Annotated in this window: 14 protein-coding genes; 12 read left to right on the forward strand and 2 right to left on the reverse strand. The window is 39.5% G+C overall.

Annotation, left to right across the window (positions count from 1 at the left end; all coding sequences use genetic code 11):
* Positions 1-48: 48 nt before the first annotated feature.
* Complete coding sequence (locus MKY27_RS03440; protein WP_079524743.1) at positions 49-402, forward strand: hypothetical protein; 354 nt, start codon at positions 49-51, stop codon at positions 400-402.
* 5 nt (positions 403-407) lie between these two features.
* Here MKY27_RS03440 and MKY27_RS03445 read toward each other — a convergent pair whose 3' ends face one another.
* Positions 408-899 (reverse strand): competence protein ComK, encoded by a 492-nt coding sequence (locus tag MKY27_RS03445; protein WP_339197767.1) that lies wholly within the window; start codon positions 897-899, stop codon positions 408-410.
* A 187-nt stretch (positions 900-1,086) separates the two neighbouring features.
* On the opposite strand from MKY27_RS03445, the gene MKY27_RS03450 reads away from it, so the two are divergent.
* The 7 genes from MKY27_RS03450 (at position 1,087) to MKY27_RS03480 (ending at position 11,345) form a co-directional block, all read left to right on the forward strand.
* The gene (locus tag MKY27_RS03450) at positions 1,087-1,326 is read left to right on the forward strand and encodes an IDEAL domain-containing protein (protein ID WP_079524745.1); all 240 of its coding nucleotides are present in this window, start codon (positions 1,087-1,089) and stop codon (positions 1,324-1,326) included.
* A gap of 355 nt (positions 1,327-1,681) precedes the next feature.
* Positions 1,682-3,664, forward strand: a complete 1,983-nt coding sequence (gene uvrB / locus MKY27_RS03455) for an excinuclease ABC subunit UvrB (protein WP_339197771.1) — start codon at positions 1,682-1,684, stop codon at positions 3,662-3,664.
* Positions 3,665-3,669: 5 nt separating this feature from the next.
* Positions 3,670-6,537 (forward strand): excinuclease ABC subunit UvrA, encoded by a 2,868-nt coding sequence (gene uvrA / locus MKY27_RS03460; RefSeq protein ID WP_339197773.1) that lies wholly within the window; start codon positions 3,670-3,672, stop codon positions 6,535-6,537.
* An 86-nt stretch (positions 6,538-6,623) separates the two neighbouring features.
* Complete coding sequence (locus MKY27_RS03465) at positions 6,624-7,838, forward strand: DUF4097 family beta strand repeat-containing protein (RefSeq protein WP_339197776.1); 1,215 nt, start codon at positions 6,624-6,626, stop codon at positions 7,836-7,838.
* Between the two features lie 512 nt (positions 7,839-8,350).
* Positions 8,351-9,037, forward strand: coding sequence for a cell division ATP-binding protein FtsE (ftsE, locus tag MKY27_RS03470; RefSeq protein WP_008403596.1), 687 nt, complete (start codon positions 8,351-8,353; stop codon positions 9,035-9,037).
* Entirely contained in the window at positions 9,027-9,923 is an 897-nt protein-coding gene (gene ftsX, locus MKY27_RS03475; protein WP_339197779.1) for a permease-like cell division protein FtsX, read from the forward strand. The genes ftsE and ftsX overlap by 11 nt, the downstream gene beginning before the upstream one ends.
* A 123-nt stretch (positions 9,924-10,046) precedes the next feature.
* Positions 10,047-11,345 carry a peptidoglycan DD-metalloendopeptidase family protein gene (locus MKY27_RS03480; protein ID WP_339197782.1) on the forward strand — a complete coding sequence of 433 codons (1,299 nt, stop codon included), beginning with the start codon at positions 10,047-10,049 and terminating at the stop codon, positions 11,343-11,345.
* A 25-nt stretch (positions 11,346-11,370) separates the two neighbouring features.
* On the opposite strand, the gene MKY27_RS03485 is transcribed toward MKY27_RS03480, so the two are convergent.
* The gene (locus MKY27_RS03485) at positions 11,371-13,071 is read right to left on the reverse strand and encodes a sensor domain-containing diguanylate cyclase (protein WP_339197784.1); all 1,701 of its coding nucleotides are present in this window, start codon (positions 13,069-13,071) and stop codon (positions 11,371-11,373) included.
* A gap of 423 nt (positions 13,072-13,494) precedes the next feature.
* Between MKY27_RS03485 and MKY27_RS03490 the strand changes: the two genes are divergently transcribed.
* From MKY27_RS03490 to MKY27_RS03505, 4 genes are all read left to right on the forward strand, one after another.
* Positions 13,495-14,067 carry a TlpA disulfide reductase family protein gene (locus tag MKY27_RS03490; protein WP_339197786.1) on the forward strand — a complete coding sequence of 191 codons (573 nt, stop codon included), beginning with the start codon at positions 13,495-13,497 and terminating at the stop codon, positions 14,065-14,067.
* Between the two features lie 117 nt (positions 14,068-14,184).
* Positions 14,185-15,612 carry a S41 family peptidase gene (locus MKY27_RS03495; protein ID WP_339197789.1) on the forward strand — a complete coding sequence of 476 codons (1,428 nt, stop codon included), beginning with the start codon at positions 14,185-14,187 and terminating at the stop codon, positions 15,610-15,612.
* 46 nt (positions 15,613-15,658) lie between these two features.
* Positions 15,659-16,936 (forward strand): PDZ domain-containing protein, encoded by a 1,278-nt coding sequence (locus MKY27_RS03500; protein ID WP_339197791.1) that lies wholly within the window; start codon positions 15,659-15,661, stop codon positions 16,934-16,936.
* A 139-nt stretch (positions 16,937-17,075) separates the two neighbouring features.
* Complete coding sequence (locus tag MKY27_RS03505; RefSeq protein ID WP_339197794.1) at positions 17,076-17,696, forward strand: TVP38/TMEM64 family protein; 621 nt, start codon at positions 17,076-17,078, stop codon at positions 17,694-17,696.

Consider the following 17,696-nt stretch of genomic DNA (forward strand, 5'->3'; position numbering starts at 1 on the left):
TGAAAATACATATGCGAACAAATGTTCTTATTAATTGGAGGTATTCGTATGCTGCAAATTCCTTCTAAAACGATTCCGTATTATGAGGCTGGGATTTATTTGCCGTTGCTGTTAATTATTCTTGGGAAAGATTACACAATAGTGGAGCAAAGTCCGTTCAAATTTAAAAATCCCTATTTGCAATTAATCGATGCTGTACGTATCAAAATAGAGCATGACTTAAAAGAAACGAAGGACTATTTTAAACTTCATCAGATGCGCTTAGTGAGAGGCAAAACGGATGATTTGTTTACCGAGTATCATTTTTACTTTGGGGGAATCATGGAGTGCAGAAGATATTCGAATATTCGCCTTCGTAATCAAAGTGAGTTACTTCTTGCTGAATATTTTAAAAAAAGTTGATGCTCTTATAAGATGGCATTGCGCTGTAAAAGCAGATATTTATAGTACATCGCAGCGCGTACATATTGCTGGTTGAATGATTTCATATTGATATCCAGACTAATCTCAGTATTATCCACAAAAGTTACGAGCGTTTTATCTCCGTCTTCACAAATATTAATAATAGGATTCAAGGATAACCATATATTTTGAGGTGAAAACGGCGAAAATAGTGGAAATAAAATGCACGGATCACCGAAATCATAGGCCACCATGATCGGCAATTTATGTTTATTCTCTCCGAAAAATCGTCGTGCCTGATATTTGCTGGCGTCATAGGAACTTCCATGCAGACGACACGTATCCCGAATGATTTTTAAAGGTTTATACGGAGATGTGGATTGGCCGTACTTGTCCAAAATGGCAGTGTGAATTTTATCTCGTTGCTGATAGGACTGTAAACAGAAGGTAGAGTTAGAAATAATGTAATTGGTTTTTTGTGTTAAATTACTAATCATTTTGTATCCCCTATCTTTCCTACTTTTTTAATCGCTTAAATTTTCACTATACATCTAAACTACTGCATAATTTGCTAAAAATCAACATTATATTTAGAAAATTCTGTCATATGATAATTTTTCAGAATATATTGCAAATTAAATGACTTTTAACTTATAATGATTAAAAGAGGTCGAGGTGATATCGATGGATAAATATTATTCGTATACAGACTTTTTAAAAGCGGTTAGTCAGCAGTCCACTGAACATCATGCAGAGAAGCTATTGAATGAGATTTATTTAGATTTATTTATTAGTCGGTTGCAGCGGATGCAACGTATTGAACAATTAAAGCTACTTATCGATACATCGTTAGATCAAAAGAACGAACAAGCATTTCACAGCTATACTACAGAGTTAAAAGAGTTATTGGAAACCGTTTCTTAAGAGCCGCCCTATTCAGGTGGCTTTTTTTTATGGGCAAGCAGCAGGTTCTGGTTATTTTCTAATAAGTTGTTGAAAGTTTCTAATAAAATTAAAATAGTTCTAATAAATTGGTTATTTTCTAATAAAAAGGATAATTCTTCTAATAAGTGCACGAGATTTTCGAATAACCGTTCCCAATCTTCAAATAAGTCACCGAAATTTTCTAATATCCGTCACCAAAGTTCTAATAAATCCAGCCTACCTAAAAAGACCCAACCGCACAAAATTCGAATGTACGTTCGCAATTTTATCGTAAATTAAAAACGGGTATGTTAAAATAGAACATAACATAAGCGACAGAAAGGACAATCTGAATATGACAGAAACTTTTACAATAAAGTCCGCCTATCAGCCTGCCGGGGATCAGCCGGAAGCGATTAAACAGCTCGTACAAGGGGTTAAAGAAGGCAAGCGTCACCAGACATTGCTTGGGGCGACAGGGACAGGTAAAACATTTACGATTTCCAATGTAATTAAAGAAGTGAATAAGCCGACGCTCGTGATGGCACACAATAAAACACTGGCCGGCCAATTATATAGTGAGTTTAAAGAATTTTTCCCGGACAATGCGGTTGAGTATTTTGTCAGCTATTATGACTACTTCCAGCCGGAAGCGTATGTGCCGCAAACCGATACGTACATTGAAAAGGATTCAAGTATTAATGAAGAAATCGATAAATTGCGCCACTCGGCAACGACTGCTCTATTTGAACGGAAAGACGTTATTATTATCGCGTCCGTTTCGTGTATTTACGGTCTCGGTAATCCGGAAGAATATCGTGAAATGGTCGTTTCCATTCGTACAGGAATGGAAATCGAGCGCAACCAGTTATTAAGAAAACTGGTAGACATTCAATATGAACGGAATGATATTAACTTTACACGCGGTACGTTCCGAGTACGCGGGGATGTTGTCGAAATTTTCCCGGCATCACGCGATGAACACTGTATCCGTATCGAATTTTTCGGAGATGAAGTAGACCGGATCCGTGAAGTGGATGCATTGACGGGCGAAATTTTAGGGGACCGTCAGCACGTAGCGATTTTCCCGGCATCCCACTTCGTTACCCGTGAAGAAAAGATGAAAGTGGCCATTGCAAATATCGAAAAAGAACTGGAAGAGCGTCTGGCAGTATTGCGTTCGGAAGACCGATTACTGGAAGCACAGCGTCTGGAGCAACGGACAAACTATGATCTGGAAATGATGAAAGAGATGGGCTTTTGCTCAGGTATCGAAAACTATTCGCGCCATTTAACATTGCGTGAAGCAGGTGCGACACCTTATACATTACTCGATTACTTCCCGGAAGACTTTTTGCTAGTCGTTGATGAAAGCCATGTTACATTACCGCAAGTACGTGGTATGTATAATGGAGACCAGGCTCGGAAAGGGGTACTGGTGGAACATGGTTTCCGTTTGCCGTCCGCACTCGATAACCGCCCGCTAATGTTTGATGAGTTCCAGTCAAAGGTAAGCCAGGCAATCTATGTGTCAGCAACACCAGGTCCATACGAATTGGAGCATACACCGGAAATGGTGGAGCAGATTATTCGTCCGACAGGGCTGCTTGATCCGACAATTGATATCCGTCCGATTGAAGGGCAGATTGATGATCTTATCGATGAAATCCATGAGCGTATCCGTCGTAATGAACGGACACTCGTTACGACATTGACGAAGAAAATGTCTGAAGATTTATCAAGCTATTTAAAAGAAATGGGCTTGAAAGTAGAATACCTGCATTCCGAAATTAAAACTTTGGAGCGGATCGAAATTATCCGTGAGCTTCGTAAAGGAACTTATGATGTGCTGATCGGCATTAACTTATTAAGGGAAGGTCTTGATATTCCCGAAGTCTCCCTTGTCGCGATTTTGGATGCGGACAAGGAAGGGTTCCTGCGTTCGGAACGTTCACTTATTCAAACGATTGGACGGGCTGCACGTAACTCGAACGGTCATGTCATTATGTATGCCAACAATATGACGGATTCAATGACAAAGGCGATCGGTGAAACGAAACGCCGTCGTGAAACTCAAATGGCCTACAATGAAAAACATGGGATTACACCGAAAACTATTATTAAAAAGATTCCTGAGATTATCCGTGCTACACAAGCTGCGGAAGGGGAAGAAACATATATTACAAAAGTAACAGGCGGCAAAAAGCTGACGAAAAAAGAGCTGGAGAAGCTTGTTGAGACATTGCAAGGTGAAATGAAAGAAGCCGCAAAAGCGCTGGACTTTGAACGCGCGGCTGAATTGCGTGACATGATATTTGAATTGAAAGCAGAAGGGTGAACAATGTGAAAAATACAGAAATTGTCGTACAAGGTGCACGAGCGCATAATTTAAAAAATATTGATGTCACAATTCCTCGCGATAAAATTGTTGTTGTGACAGGGCTTTCAGGTTCGGGTAAATCGTCACTGGCATTCGATACGATTTATGCGGAGGGGCAGCGACGCTATGTCGAATCATTGTCTGCATATGCACGACAATTTTTAGGACAGATGGACAAGCCGGATGTCGATACAATTGAAGGGCTATCACCGGCCATTTCGATTGACCAGAAGACAACGAGCCGTAATCCGCGCTCGACTGTCGGTACAGTAACGGAAATTTACGATTATTTGCGGTTGCTTTTTGCACGTATCGGAAAACCGTACTGCCCGAACCATGGGATTGAAATTACGTCACAGACGGTTGAACAAATGGTCGACCGCCTGATGGAATATCCGGAGCGCACGAAAATGCAGCTCCTTGCTCCTGTTATCGAAGGGAAAAAAGGGACACATGTAAAGCTGATAGAAGACTTGAAAAAACAAGGCTTTGTACGTATCCGAGTAAACGGGGAACTGCGTGATCTCGATGACAATATCGAGCTGGATAAAAATAAAAAACATACAATTGAAGTAGTCGTGGACCGCGTTGTCATAAAAGAGGGCAATGAAACACGATTAAGTGATTCGCTTGAAGCAGCGCTCAGAATTGCGGATGGCCGTGTTCTTGTCGATGTTATCGATCATGAGGAGCTGTTATTCAGTGAGCATCATGCATGCCCGCTTTGCGGTTTTTCGATCGGTGAACTTGAGCCGCGCATGTTCTCATTCAACAGTCCATTCGGGGCTTGTCCTACGTGTGACGGCCTTGGAAGTAAGGCAAAGGCAGATATCGATCTGGTCATCCACAACTGGGATTTAACACTCCTTGAAAATGCGATTGCACCATGGGAATCCGTATCGTCCAACTATTACCCGCAGCTGTTGGCTTCCGTATGTAAGCATTATAATATTCCGATGGATGTACCGGTAAAAGATATTCCTAAAGAGAAAATGGATAAAATTTTATACGGTTCAGGAAAAGAAAAGATTCTATTCGAATATACGAATGATTACGGCAGCATGCATAAGAAAAATATTGAATTTGAAGGCGTCATCGCGAATATCGAGCGCCGATTTAAAGATTCCTCTTCGGACTATGTACGCGAATCAATGCAAAAGTACATGACGGAACAGCCTTGTGCTACTTGTAAAGGGCACCGTCTGAAAAAGGAAACACTGGCAGTAAAAATTAAAGACCAGAACATTTCGGAAGCGACACGCCACTCCATTCAGGAAATGTATGAGTTCTTTAGTTCACTAGAATTAACGGATAAAGAACGCCAAATTGCAAATTTAATTATTCGTGAAGTAATTGAACGACTGAAATTCTTATTGGATGTCGGTTTAAATTATTTAACACTTGCACGATCTGCCGGAACTTTATCCGGTGGGGAAGCGCAGCGTATTCGACTGGCGACACAGATCGGTTCCCGCCTAACAGGTGTTCTTTATATTTTGGACGAGCCGTCAATCGGGCTCCATCAGCGTGATAATGACCGGTTAATCAATACACTTGTAAATATGCGTGATCTTGGCAATACATTAATTATCGTCGAACATGACGAAGATACGATGATGGCAGCAGACCACTTAATCGATATTGGTCCTGGTGCCGGTGTGCATGGTGGGCAAGTCATTGCACAAGGGACACCAAAGCAAGTAATGAAAAACAAAGAATCGATTACCGGCCAATATTTAAGCGGGAAGAAATTTATTCCGCTTCCGCTTGAACGCCGTAAATCAGATGGCCGAAAAATAAAGATCAAAGGCGCTTCCGAAAATAACTTGAAAAATGTCAGCGTCGATATCCCATTAGGGCAGTTCATCGCCGTTACGGGTGTGTCAGGTTCCGGTAAATCAACATTGATAAATGAAATTTTATATAAGTCACTCGCATCCAAGCTGAACCGGGCAAAAGTGAAGCCTGGCAAACACAAAACAATAGAAGGTTTGGAACAGCTGGAGAAAGTAATCGACGTGGACCAATCGCCAATCGGCCGTACACCACGTTCAAATCCTGCTACTTATATCGGTGTATTCGATGATATTCGTGATGTTTTTGCGATGACGAATGAAGCGAAAGTGCGCGGCTATAAAAAAGGGCGTTTTTCGTTCAACGTAAAAGGCGGACGCTGTGAAGCATGCCGTGGGGACGGCATTATTAAAATCGAAATGCACTTCTTGCCGGATGTATATGTCCCATGTGAAGTTTGTCACGGCAAGCGTTATAACCGCGAAACGCTGGAAGTAAAATATAAGGATAAAAATATTTCCGATATTTTAGAAATGACAGTAGAGGATGCGTTGGAGTTTTTCGGAAACTTGCCGAAAATCCAGCGTAAACTGCAAACGATTGTCGATGTCGGGCTTGGTTATGTGAAGCTTGGCCAGCCTGCGACAACATTATCCGGCGGGGAAGCACAACGTGTAAAATTGGCGTCTGAGTTGCATCGCCGTTCAACCGGCAAATCATTTTATATTTTGGATGAGCCGACGACCGGTTTGCATGCGGATGATATTTCCCGTCTACTGCTTGTACTGCAGCGCTTAGTTGAAAACGGTGAGACGGTCCTTGTTATTGAGCATAATCTCGATGTCATCAAAACAGCCGACCATATTATCGATTTAGGTCCTGAAGGCGGCGAAGGTGGGGGTACCATTTTAGCGACAGGTACGCCGGAGAAAATTGCTGAAGTAGAGGAAAGCTATACAGGACGTTATCTAAAACCGATTCTCGAACGTGACCGTGAGCGTATGGAATCAAGAATTAAAGAAGCGAAAAATAAATAGATTCAAAAACTGAGAGCGCAAACGAAACTTTTCGTCCTCCCTCCTCGTATAATAACTATATACGAAGCAGAGGGAGGAATTTTTTTATGCAAGAAGAACGTAAACGCATTTTAAAATTAGTTGAAAGCGGTACAATTACGGCAGAAGAGGCAATTGTATTACTGGAAAAATTGTCGTCGGAAAAGGAATCCACTCCAGCACAAGCAGCACCAATCGAGCAACCGGTTTTTGAAGAAACGTTTGAGGAAGAGCCGCATAAGGCAGAACCGGTTTTTGAAGAGCAAAAAGAAAAACGTAAAACAACAGGATTTGAAGATATTTTCGGCAAGTCATTTAACGATAAAGAATTCAATAAAAAAATGGACGAGTTTATGGGCGATATTAAGCAGGATTTATCGCAATTCAGCACACGTATGACAGGATTGGTCGGTGCGGCATTATCGAAGTTCAAAGAGCTTGATATTGATACACCATTTGGAGAAAAAGTGGAATTCACGAAAACGTACGCATACCCAGTAGCTGATGTGAAAGGGGTAGAGCTGGAAATAGCTAACGGTAAAGTTGATATCGTACGTGCTACGGATGATTTAGTTACTGTCAATGTGACAGGGAAAACACCGTTAAAAGGTACTGAGGAAGAAACGATTACTCAGGCAACGGAAAACATGTCGAAGCTGACAAATGACAAATTATTTATTCAGTCAACAAATAAATTTGCGCAAGTGAAAGTACAAGTAGCTATTCCAGAAAAACATTATGATGTCGTCATTGCAAAATTATTAACAGGTAGTGTTTCAATCGAAAAGGTTGATGCAAAGCTAGTAAAAGCGCGTACACATAACGGTGTCATCCGTCTGGAAAATGCAACATTCGATCATGCGGAACTGCAAACGAGCAATGGTGCAGTAGAAGCCCGTCAAATTAAAGGTGATGATTTGGAAATCGGCACAGCGAATGGACGTATTTATGTGGACGGCGAATTAAACGAAATCGAAGCAGAATCAATGAATGGACATGTTGTCATTACAACAACGAGTGCAGAAGCGCACAAAATCAAGGCACGCGCATTGGCAGGTTCAGTTGAAATTTATGTTCCGAAAACCGTTGCGCTGGACGGCCAGGTTTTCTCAAACTTCGGTAAAGCAGATATCGGTTTAAGTGATGCGCTTATTACAGAAGAAGAGGAGCAATTCCTGTCAAAATCGGTTCGCTTCTCAAAAGAACTGGAAGGTGCGAAACTTCTGAAATTAGTAGGAGAATCTCGTACAGGTACAGTGCTCGTACGTTATACACTGCAATAGGCGTAGTGTTTTAGTTACAGTTACCAGGGGTTCGATTTATACAAAGTAACAGCACATTTATAAAATCAGGCATCCATCTTCCCGCAAAGAATTTGGATGCCTTTTATTTTGTTTTCCGTCAAATCTCCAATCAAAAGTCACAAACTGCCGCATTCCTACAAGGAAAAATGCTCTTTCTAAAAAACTCCCTAAAAATACCATAATAATCCAAATACTGAGAAGGGTTTTCACTGAAAACGTCGAATAATTAAAAATAGTGTAGAGTATTTTATTATATTAAGAACATTTCATACTTTAACAAATACATTACGAAAACCAAAAAATAAGTGTATTTCCATGAAAATTTAGCAACAATTGAATTTTTGTAATGTTGTCATGACGGTCCAGAGAGCTCGAAAACGAGGCGGGGCTTACATTGAAAAGAAAATGTAATAAAATTTGAGCCTGAAAATGCTATAATGGGTAAGACTAAAATTTAAAATACTAGATATTGAGCTTAGGTGGTTTCGTGAATGATTGAAATGAATAATGTTGTGAAGAAGTATCCTAATGGGGTCGTCGCCGCAAACGGGATTACGGTTCATATAAAAAAGGGTGAATTTGTGTATATAGTTGGCCCGAGTGGAGCAGGTAAATCGACATTCATTAAGTTGATGTACCGTGAAGAAAAACCGACTTCCGGTGATGTCATCATTAATGGCATTAATTTGAGAACGCTAAAAAATAATCGCGTACCTCATTTACGCCGTCATCTTGGTGTTGTCTTCCAGGACTTTAAATTATTGCCGCGCTTAACAGTGTATGAGAATGTAGCGTTCGCGATGGAAGTAATTGAAGAACAGCCAAGTGTCATCCGTAAACGGGTAATGGAAGTACTCGAACTGGTGGGCTTAAAGCATAAAGTGCGGATGCTGCCGAATGAGCTGTCAGGTGGAGAACAGCAACGCGTTGCAATTGCCCGCTCGATTGTGAACCGTCCGAAAGTGATGATTGCGGACGAGCCTACAGGAAATTTAGACCCGGAAACTTCGTGGGAAATTATGAATATTTTCGAGGAAATCAATCGCCAAGGTACAACGATTTTGATGGCAACACATAACCGTGAAATCGTAAATACTGTGCGTAAAAGAGTTATTGCCATTGAAGGCGGAATGATCGTCCGTGACGAGTACGGAGGTGACTACGGCTATGAAAACTAGAACACTTGCCCGTCATTTCCGTGAGAGTTTTAAATCATTGGGCCGTAACAGCTGGATGACGCTCGCTTCTATCAGTGCTGTAACGGTCACTTTATTATTGGTCGGTGTATTTGCTGCGATCATGATGAATTTAAACAAGGTCGCTTCCGATTTGGAAAACGATGTTGAAATTCGTGTCATGATCGATATTATTCCGGAAGCGGAAGAAGCAAAACTGGCAGAAGAACAGCTTCTTGACGAGATTCATAATATGCCGGATGTCGAGGAAGTTACATATTCTTCAAAAGAACAGGAATTGAGTAAGTTAATCAAAGATTTTGGTGATGAATTAAGTTTATTCGAACAGAACAATCCGTTATACAATGTGCTGTACGTCAAAGCAGTCGATCCTTTGAAAACAGCTGAAGTCGCAAAGCAGATTGATAGCTTGGACAATACTTTTGAAGTAAAATATGGCGAGGGTAAAGTAGAAAAACTATTTAACTTCTTGGAAATCGCTCGTAATGTTGGACTCGTATTAATTTTAGGACTGCTGTTTACAGCGATGTTCTTAATCTCTAATACAATTCGCATTACGATTATTGCACGTAAAGATGAAATTGAAATTATGAAGCTTGTAGGGGCTACAAATTCGTTCGTCCGCATTCCATTTGTATTGGAAGGAATGTGGCTTGGTTTGATTGGTTCAATTATTCCAGTCGCAGCCGTTACAATTGCTTATTACAATATTTATGACTTATTGGCACCTCGATTAAAAGGGGAATTGTTCCAATTGTTAGAGGTAACACCACTTATGTACCAGGTGAACGCATTAATCATTTTCATCGGGATGTTCATCGGTATATGGGGAAGTTTCATGTCAGTTCGTAAGTTTTTAAAAGTATAACTTCTTTCAGCGACTGTCACACATTGCCAAGGCAAAATTGACAATGACGAAAATAGTGGGAAGTGGCTCGTTTTTTGAGACAAAAAGAGCCACTATTACCCATGCATTTAGGGGGAAAAGTTTTTGAAGAAGCTAACGACGCGTTCATTTAAAACCATTGCAGCAATACTTGCGCTAGTGCTATTTGTTCAAATACCGGCAGCATCTGCAGCATCATTAAGTGAACTGAAAAAAGAGCGCAGTCAACTCGAAGCAGAAAAGAAATCAATAAATAAATCGCTTGAACAAAAAACAAATGAGATTCAAACAAATCAAAACAGACAGCAAAAAATCATTTCACAATTAGAGCAACTTGGTGCAAAAATTAATGAAACGAATCATAATATTGCGGTTGTCGAATTGGATATTGAAATTGCAAACGAAGAAATTTCGATTTTAGAAGATGAAATTGCAGAATTAAAAGAGAAGATCGAACAGCGTAATGAACTATTGCGTGAACGTGCTCGCGCAATCCAGTCATCGGGTACAGTAAGCTACCTTGACGTCCTGCTTGGAGCAAATAGTTTCGTAGACTTTATCGACCGTTTTTCTGCTGTAAGCACACTTATGGACGCTGACCGTCAAATTATGCGTGAGCAAAAGGAAGATCAGGAAAAGCTTGAAGTTCAAAAGCTGGAGCTGTTGAAGAAAAAAGAAGACCTTGAAGCGAATAAAGCAAAATTGAAAAGCTTGATGGCTTCATTAAATCAGCAAAAGAAAGAAAAGAAACAGTTAGTAGCAGAGCTTGAAAAAGAAGAAGCGAAACTGCGATCTGAGAAAACAGAACTTAAAGCTGAATACGATGATAAAGTAGAATTAAGTAAAGAGCTGGAAGAGAAGTTTCTTAAAGAACAGCGCCGATTAGCGGAAGTAGCCCGTCAAAAGGCATTGGAAGCTGCGGCTGCTAAAAAGAAAAAACAAAGCAGCAGCAATAGTGCTGTAAGTTCCGGAAACTTGCCGGTTGTTTCGGCAGGAAATTGGACAAGACCTGCAGCGGGCCGTTTTACATCAGGGTTCGGCCGACGTGATATTGGACCAATCGGAAGTAAAAATCACTTAGGAATTGACATTGCCAACTCGATCGGAACACCGGTTGTTGCAGCAGCGGATGGTGTTGTTTCGTATGTTGGTTCGATGAATGGCTACGGTAACGTTGTCATGGTTACGCACTCGATTGAAGGCAAGTTATTCACAACAACGTATGCACATTTAAGCGGATTTAATACGAGTGTTGGGGCATCTGTTTCAAAAGGTCAGCAAATTGCACGACTTGGGAATACAGGGAACTCAACAGGACCTCATTTACACTTTGAAATCCATGTCGGTGAATGGAACGGCAGTCGTTCAAACGCCGTAAACCCGTTAAATTATATTTCACTGTAACATAGAGAAAAGACCAAACTTTAATTTAAAGTTTGGTCTTTTTATGTGTGTATGAAGAAAGGCTGGGAGAGTTAACGTTATATAATTTATAGCAATTTTTCCCGCTTTCTTTAGCCTCGTATAGGGCAATATCCGCTTTTTTCATTAAACTGGATTCAGTAAAATTCAGTTGACTGGATGCCGTTGCAATTCCCATGCTTGTTGTAACCGATAATGTATGACCGTTCAGTTTCCATGGCTGCCGGATAGTGTGGTTAATTCTTTCTGCAATTTCTGTCGCATTGTTAGAGCTTTGAATATTTGAGAGTAGAATAACAAATTCATCTCCGCCTAATCTTGCCACCATGTCCTGTTCACGGATAGTCGCTTTAATACGGGAACCAAATTCTTTAATAACCGCATCGCCTGTATCATGGCCATAAGTATCGTTGATCAGTTTAAAATGGTCAATATCTAAAAGTATTAGAGCAAGAGGTGTATTATTTGTTAGAAACTGCTCTTTTGCAAAGGCAAATTGTTCTTTAAAATAAAGTCGATTCGGAAGATCGGTTAAACTATCGTGATAAGCAAAATATTTCAATTTGGATTCATATTCTCTTCTCAAGGTTATGTCTCTAGTAAGTACAACCAGATGCTGAAAGCTATTATTATGATTGAACACCGGATTTCCGATGGATTCACACCAAATCATATCTCCTTCAGCATTTTTTTGTCTAAATTGAATAGTAAAAGGTTCACCTGTATGAATCGAATTGCGGACAATTTCCACTAAACGCTCTTGATCCTCTGCATGGATATTATGAAGGAAACTTTTCTTAAGATATTCCTGATGGTAGTAACCTAATATATTTTTATAAGATGGGGAAACATAGGTGATTTCTCCGTCTTTATTAATAAGAGTAATTAGGTCATGGGCGTTCTCTGCGATAATTCGAAAACTTTTTTCACTTTCTTCCAGCTTGTTCATGCTTTGTAACTGTTCAGTGACATCTTTCAAAATTCCGTATAAACCAATGATTTTCTCATCAATGAGAAGTGGAATGATTTTAAAAATGATGTTAACTTGCTCGCCATTTTTATTTTTAAAGATTAAATCTCCACTTTGATTAGTTCCTTTAACCGCTTCGTTTATCAGATGATCAAAGTTGCCTGTATCTTCTTTGTCTACCAGCTCTTTAAGTGATTTTCCGAATAACTCTTTTATTTTATACCCGGTAATATGTTCACTTGCTTCGTTTCCATCGGTAATATAACCCATTTTATTCAATACAAAAATGCCGTCTGTATTATGGAAAAATAAAGAATGATAACGCTCATTACTTTCAGCCAGACCACTTATCATTTCCATAGCATTTGAAAGCGCATTTTTTTCCTGTGTAATATCTCGTACAACCGCTATGATTCGATCAACAGCGCCTTTTTCATCAAAAAATGGGCTTAAAACGGTTTCAGCATAATACTTTGTGCCATTCTCTTCGTAAACATCTTCGTAAGTATAGCTTTTTTGACTTTCAACAACTTTGCTGTATTGCTTATATAAAAATTTTGCTTTTTCCTTTGGCTTAATCTCCATAAGGCTTGAACCGATAAACCGGTCAGTCAAATTTAAACGATCCATCGCAGCGGTATTAATAAACTGAAATCGAAAATCATCGTTTACAACTTCAAGAATAAAGACCATATCTTTAATACCGTTCATTAAAACTTCTTTATAAAATTTCTCCATAAAAGTTCCCCTTATTTTAACTGGACTAAAATTTATTTCTTCTGAAGTAAGTATGGGCATCTTCATAGATAAATTCAGTGTTAATATGCCTTTTATTTGTTAAGTATAAGCATATAAAAGATTCAAAATTCAATTGTTTAATATGTTTTTCTTTAAATGTAATAGGACTATTGTATTGAGACTATGTATTTAGAACAAAGTATGCATATTTTAAATACCCGTTTTTTAAAATAAATAATCACATTTTATAAAATTAAATTTGTATTTATTTATATCGTTTTTTATTAAATGAAATTTGAGAATTTCTTAATGATTCACTGGTTCATTAAATCAACGACGATTCAAAAAAAGTTTTTCCCGTTTGAATAATTACCTGAAAGTTATGATAATGTACTAGTAGGAAGAAATGGTGGGGTGATGTTGATGAAGAAAAATATTGGAATCGGTATTATTTTAGTGCTTGTAATCACAATGCTTGGCACTTACATAAAAGCTGAAATCGATCAGAGTACTGCAATCAACGAATATGCTTTAGGAAAAGAAGTGGAACCGGACGAAGAAGTGGGCCTTGAAAAAGGTCAGTTTGCACCGGATTTTACATTATATAATTTGCAAGGCGAGCCACTGACGCTTTCGGAGCTGAGAGGGAAGCGGGTCGTACTGAATTTCTGGGCAACATGGTGTCCGCCATGTGAAGCTGAAATGCCGCATATGCAAAAGTACTACGAAAAATACCGTGAAGAAGACAATGTGGAAATTGTCGGTGTCAATATGACATATGCAAACGAAAAGCTGGAGCGTGTCGAGCAGTTTTTGAAAAGCTATGATATTACCTTCCCAATCGTACTGGAACAAACGGAAGCAGTCGCCTTTCAATATGAAATTTTGACAATGCCGACAACGTACATGATTGATTCAGCAGGGAAAATACAAAAGCAAATCATTGGCCCGCTGGATTTGGATGCATTGCGTGAAAATGTACTCCAACTAGATTAAATACGGGTAATTTATAGATTAGCACTTAAATTAACTTCATTTTGTGACGCTAAATTCGACTTTGTAAGTATGAATCTTTCATTCGCTTCATAAATTTTATGGAACGGAGGAGAATTCGTGCGGAAAAGTCGGATTTTTTTATTAATTGTTGTAATGGTTAGTATTGGCGTAATTGTTTATGGTGTGTTGAAAATCAAGCCACAGCCACAGGAGGAACAGGCAGATTTTGCGGTAGTCAATGAACTGCATGAGTTAATCACGAACGAATCAGTTTATGATATCGAATCGGAGAAATTGGTGGAAGGTGCACTGCGAGGGATGGCAAATGCAATCAATGACCCCTACAGTACTTATTATTCGGAGCAAGAAGCAGCATTACATAAACAGACGCTCGCAAGTGAACGAATCGGCATTGGTGTTGAGTTGGCAGAAGCAAATGGCAAAATTATTGTCGTGGCCCCTATTAAAGCATCACCAGCAGAAAAAGCGGGTATTCGCCCATTGGATGAGCTTATACAAATTAATGAAGTACGACTTGACGGGAAATCAATGGGAGAAGTTCGTAAGCTGATGTATGGTAAGGAAGGAGAAGCGGTTGAGCTAGTCGTTTATCGCCCGGAAATGGACCAGCATTTGAAGTTGGTCATGAAAAGGGAACGTTTGAAAAATGACACGGTGGAAGCTGAAGTTCTCGAAGTAGAAGGGAAAAAACTAGGCTATATAACGATCAACCTTTTCGGTGAAAAAACAGCAGAAGAATGGAAAGAGGCCCTTGATGGGGTCATTAAGGAGGAAGTGGAAGGGTTAATCATTGATGTGAGGGACAATCCAGGTGGCTATTTACATAGTGTTGCCCAAATGATGAGCATGTTCGAGCAAAAAGAAAAAATCTTTGCGTATATGCAAAATCATGATGGTGTAACAGAGCCACTGAAAACGCAGAAAGTGGAACAATTCCAGCCTTACGTAAATTGGTTGCGTGAAACACCTTTAACACTTATCCAAAATGAAGGAAGTGCATCAGCGAGTGAAGTGTTTGCAGGTGCCCTGCAGGATTGGAAACGATCGGTCATTATTGGGGTGACGAGCTTCGGTAAAGGAACGGTCCAACAAACATGGGATCTTCAAAATGGGGGAGAAGTAAAGTTATCGACGAATAAATGGCTCACACCTTCTAAAAAATGGATCCATGATGTCGGAATCGAGCCGGATGTCGAAGTGACACAGCATCCTCTTTACAGTATGGAAACCAAAATACTGAAAGGGCGTTATGAAGAGGGCGAATACAGTGAAGAAGTTGCCTATAGCCAACGTATTTTAAGTGAACTGGGCTACGCTATCAGCCGGACAGACGGATTCTTTGATAAGGATACAGCACAGGAAGTAGAAAACTTCAGACACAAGCATGATATTGCAGAAGGAGACTATATGGATGAAGTGTTTTTCCATGAATTAACAAAGGAACTGCAAACATTCAAACAGTCAAAAGTAAACGACATGCAGCTGCAGATGGCGATTAGTTATATTATGCATCAGTTTGAGTGATGGAATATTAAATCCATTATAAAGCAATATTAATAAATAGTAGGCGTTGTCGAATTATCAAAGTTCGACAGCGCCTTTATTTTATTTACGGTACAAATGGGACTACGCATTCCGTAAAGGATTTGGTACAATTATTCGTACGGTAGGTGAGAATATGGATGGAACAGTTTTGATTGAAATTTTAAAAGGGATTGGCCGATTTTTTATAAATCCTTTGTTTTATGTCGCCATCATTTCCGCAGTTTATTTAGGATATCGCCGAGTGAAGCGCGAACGAAGGTATTTTAACCGACGGATACTAGGTGGCTGGTCCGAGCTGAAAAATATGCTTGCGATGGGCTTTATGCTGTCCGTTATTATTTCCTTATTTAGTCTTGTAATAGGCTTAACAGTATCACTCGAATTATTGACAATTGTATTTATTGTAAGTCTCGCAGGTATGATTATTTATCTGTATCAATTATTATCGCCAGCGATTGTGATGGCAGTTGCTTTTTGCGGAATCGTTTGGATGCAATGGCAAGATTGGTCATATACAATCGGAACTATTGAGTTAGCAGGAAGAAATGTTACAGACGAGCTTGTTATGACCGTTCCGATAATGACAGGGCTTTTGCTGATGGCAGAAGGAATTTTAATCCGCCGTTATGGTGCCCGGTTTGCTTCACCGATTGTTGAGAAAACAAAGCGTGGATTAAACGGGATCGGTTATTTTAGTAAACAGCTTTGGATTTTGCCGGTCTTTACTGTTATTCCGGGTGAAGGGATTCAAAATTTTGCGCCTTATTGGCCACAGTTTACGATCGGAGCAGAACAGTTTTCAATCATTGTTTTCCCATTTATTATCGGCTTCCAGCAGATGGTGCGTCAGAAGCTGCCGATGAATGTTTATCCTCAAATGGGACGTTCAATTATAATGATAGGCCAATTTGTGCTCGTTGTCGGATTGGCCGCTTATCTCCTGCCGATACTTGGGGCAGCAGCATTAGCGTTAGGAGCAATTTCTCGTACAATTATCGGTATTCATTATAGTCGTTCAGAGGACCGTAACAGCTATGCCGTTGTACGCAGTGATAAAGGTGTGATGATTGCCGGTATTTTACCGGATTCCCCTGCTGAGAAAATGGGGCTTGTCGCAGGTGAAATTATCAAGCGTGTAAATGGACAAGATGTTTTTACAGAAGAAGATTTGTATAAAGCATTGCAGATCAATGCTGCCCATTGCCGTTTGGAAGTGCTGGATCATTCTGGTGAGTTGCGCCTTGCCCAGCATGTTGTCCATCGTGATGATAATCATAAAATTGGATTATTAGTTGTCAGTTAATTTCAAAAGAATCTCGATAATACGAGGTTCTTTTTTTTGGCTAAAACGGGTATAAACAAATTATGTTAAGATTAAATTGTACTAGACAGCATTGTGTAACTTCAGGAATTTTTATCGTTTTTGGTAGGGGTGAGTGGTTATGTTAGATTGGCTGACAATCGATAATATAGAAACAGTTGTAGAAAAATATAAGTTACTAGGCCCGTTTTTCGGAGTTTTATTAACGTTTTTGGAATCATTTATACCGATATTGCCGCTGTTCGTAATCATCATTGCCAATGCAGCCGCATACGGGTTATTTTGGGGATTTTTACTGTCCTGGCTTGGAACAGTAGCAGGTTCCTATATGTTCTTTCTTATGATTCGCATGTTCGGAAAGTACCGGCTCTTCCGTCGGATTAAAGAACAGAAACAAGTAAAAAAATTGATTAACTGGGTGGATATTAGAGGATTTACACCACTGTTTGTTCTGCTGTGCCTGCCGTTTACACCTGTAGTCGTTGTCAATACGGTTGCGGGTCTATCTCATATAAAAAAGAAATATTATTTTTTGACACTTCTTATTTCAAAACCCATTTTAATCTTTTTAATTAGTTATTTAGGCAGTGATCTGCGTGATATTTTAACCTCTCCTGTAAAACTTGTTATTTCAGCTGTCATTATTTTAATCATTTGGGGAATCGGCAAATTGATTGAAAATATTTTAAATAAGCGTGTGGAAAGAGATTTGCGAGAGATAGGTAAGTCTCGTAAACATTAA

This window comes from Solibacillus sp. FSL R5-0449, from assembly GCF_037975215.1.
In the GTDB taxonomy this organism is placed as follows: Bacteria; Bacillota; Bacilli; order Bacillales_A; family Planococcaceae; genus Solibacillus.

What these genes read in the sequence shown, in the direction of transcription:
- MKY27_RS03505 (WP_339197794.1), top strand. Translation starts at nt 17,076, where the DNA reads ATGTTAGATTGGCTGACAATCGATAATATAGAAACAGTTGTAGAAAAA.
- ftsE (WP_008403596.1), top strand. Translation starts at nt 8,351, where the DNA reads ATGATTGAAATGAATAATGTTGTGAAGAAGTATCCTAATGGGGTCGTC.
- MKY27_RS03445 (WP_339197767.1), bottom strand. Translation starts at nt 899, where the DNA reads ATGATTAGTAATTTAACACAAAAAACCAATTACATTATTTCTAACTCT.
- MKY27_RS03465 (WP_339197776.1), top strand. Translation starts at nt 6,624, where the DNA reads ATGCAAGAAGAACGTAAACGCATTTTAAAATTAGTTGAAAGCGGTACA.
- MKY27_RS03485 (WP_339197784.1), bottom strand. Translation starts at nt 13,071, where the DNA reads ATGGAGAAATTTTATAAAGAAGTTTTAATGAACGGTATTAAAGATATG.
- uvrB (WP_339197771.1), top strand. Translation starts at nt 1,682, where the DNA reads ATGACAGAAACTTTTACAATAAAGTCCGCCTATCAGCCTGCCGGGGAT.
- MKY27_RS03450 (WP_079524745.1), top strand. Translation starts at nt 1,087, where the DNA reads ATGGATAAATATTATTCGTATACAGACTTTTTAAAAGCGGTTAGTCAG.
- ftsX (WP_339197779.1), top strand. Translation starts at nt 9,027, where the DNA reads ATGAAAACTAGAACACTTGCCCGTCATTTCCGTGAGAGTTTTAAATCA.
- MKY27_RS03490 (WP_339197786.1), top strand. Translation starts at nt 13,495, where the DNA reads ATGAAGAAAAATATTGGAATCGGTATTATTTTAGTGCTTGTAATCACA.
- MKY27_RS03440 (WP_079524743.1), top strand. Translation starts at nt 49, where the DNA reads ATGCTGCAAATTCCTTCTAAAACGATTCCGTATTATGAGGCTGGGATT.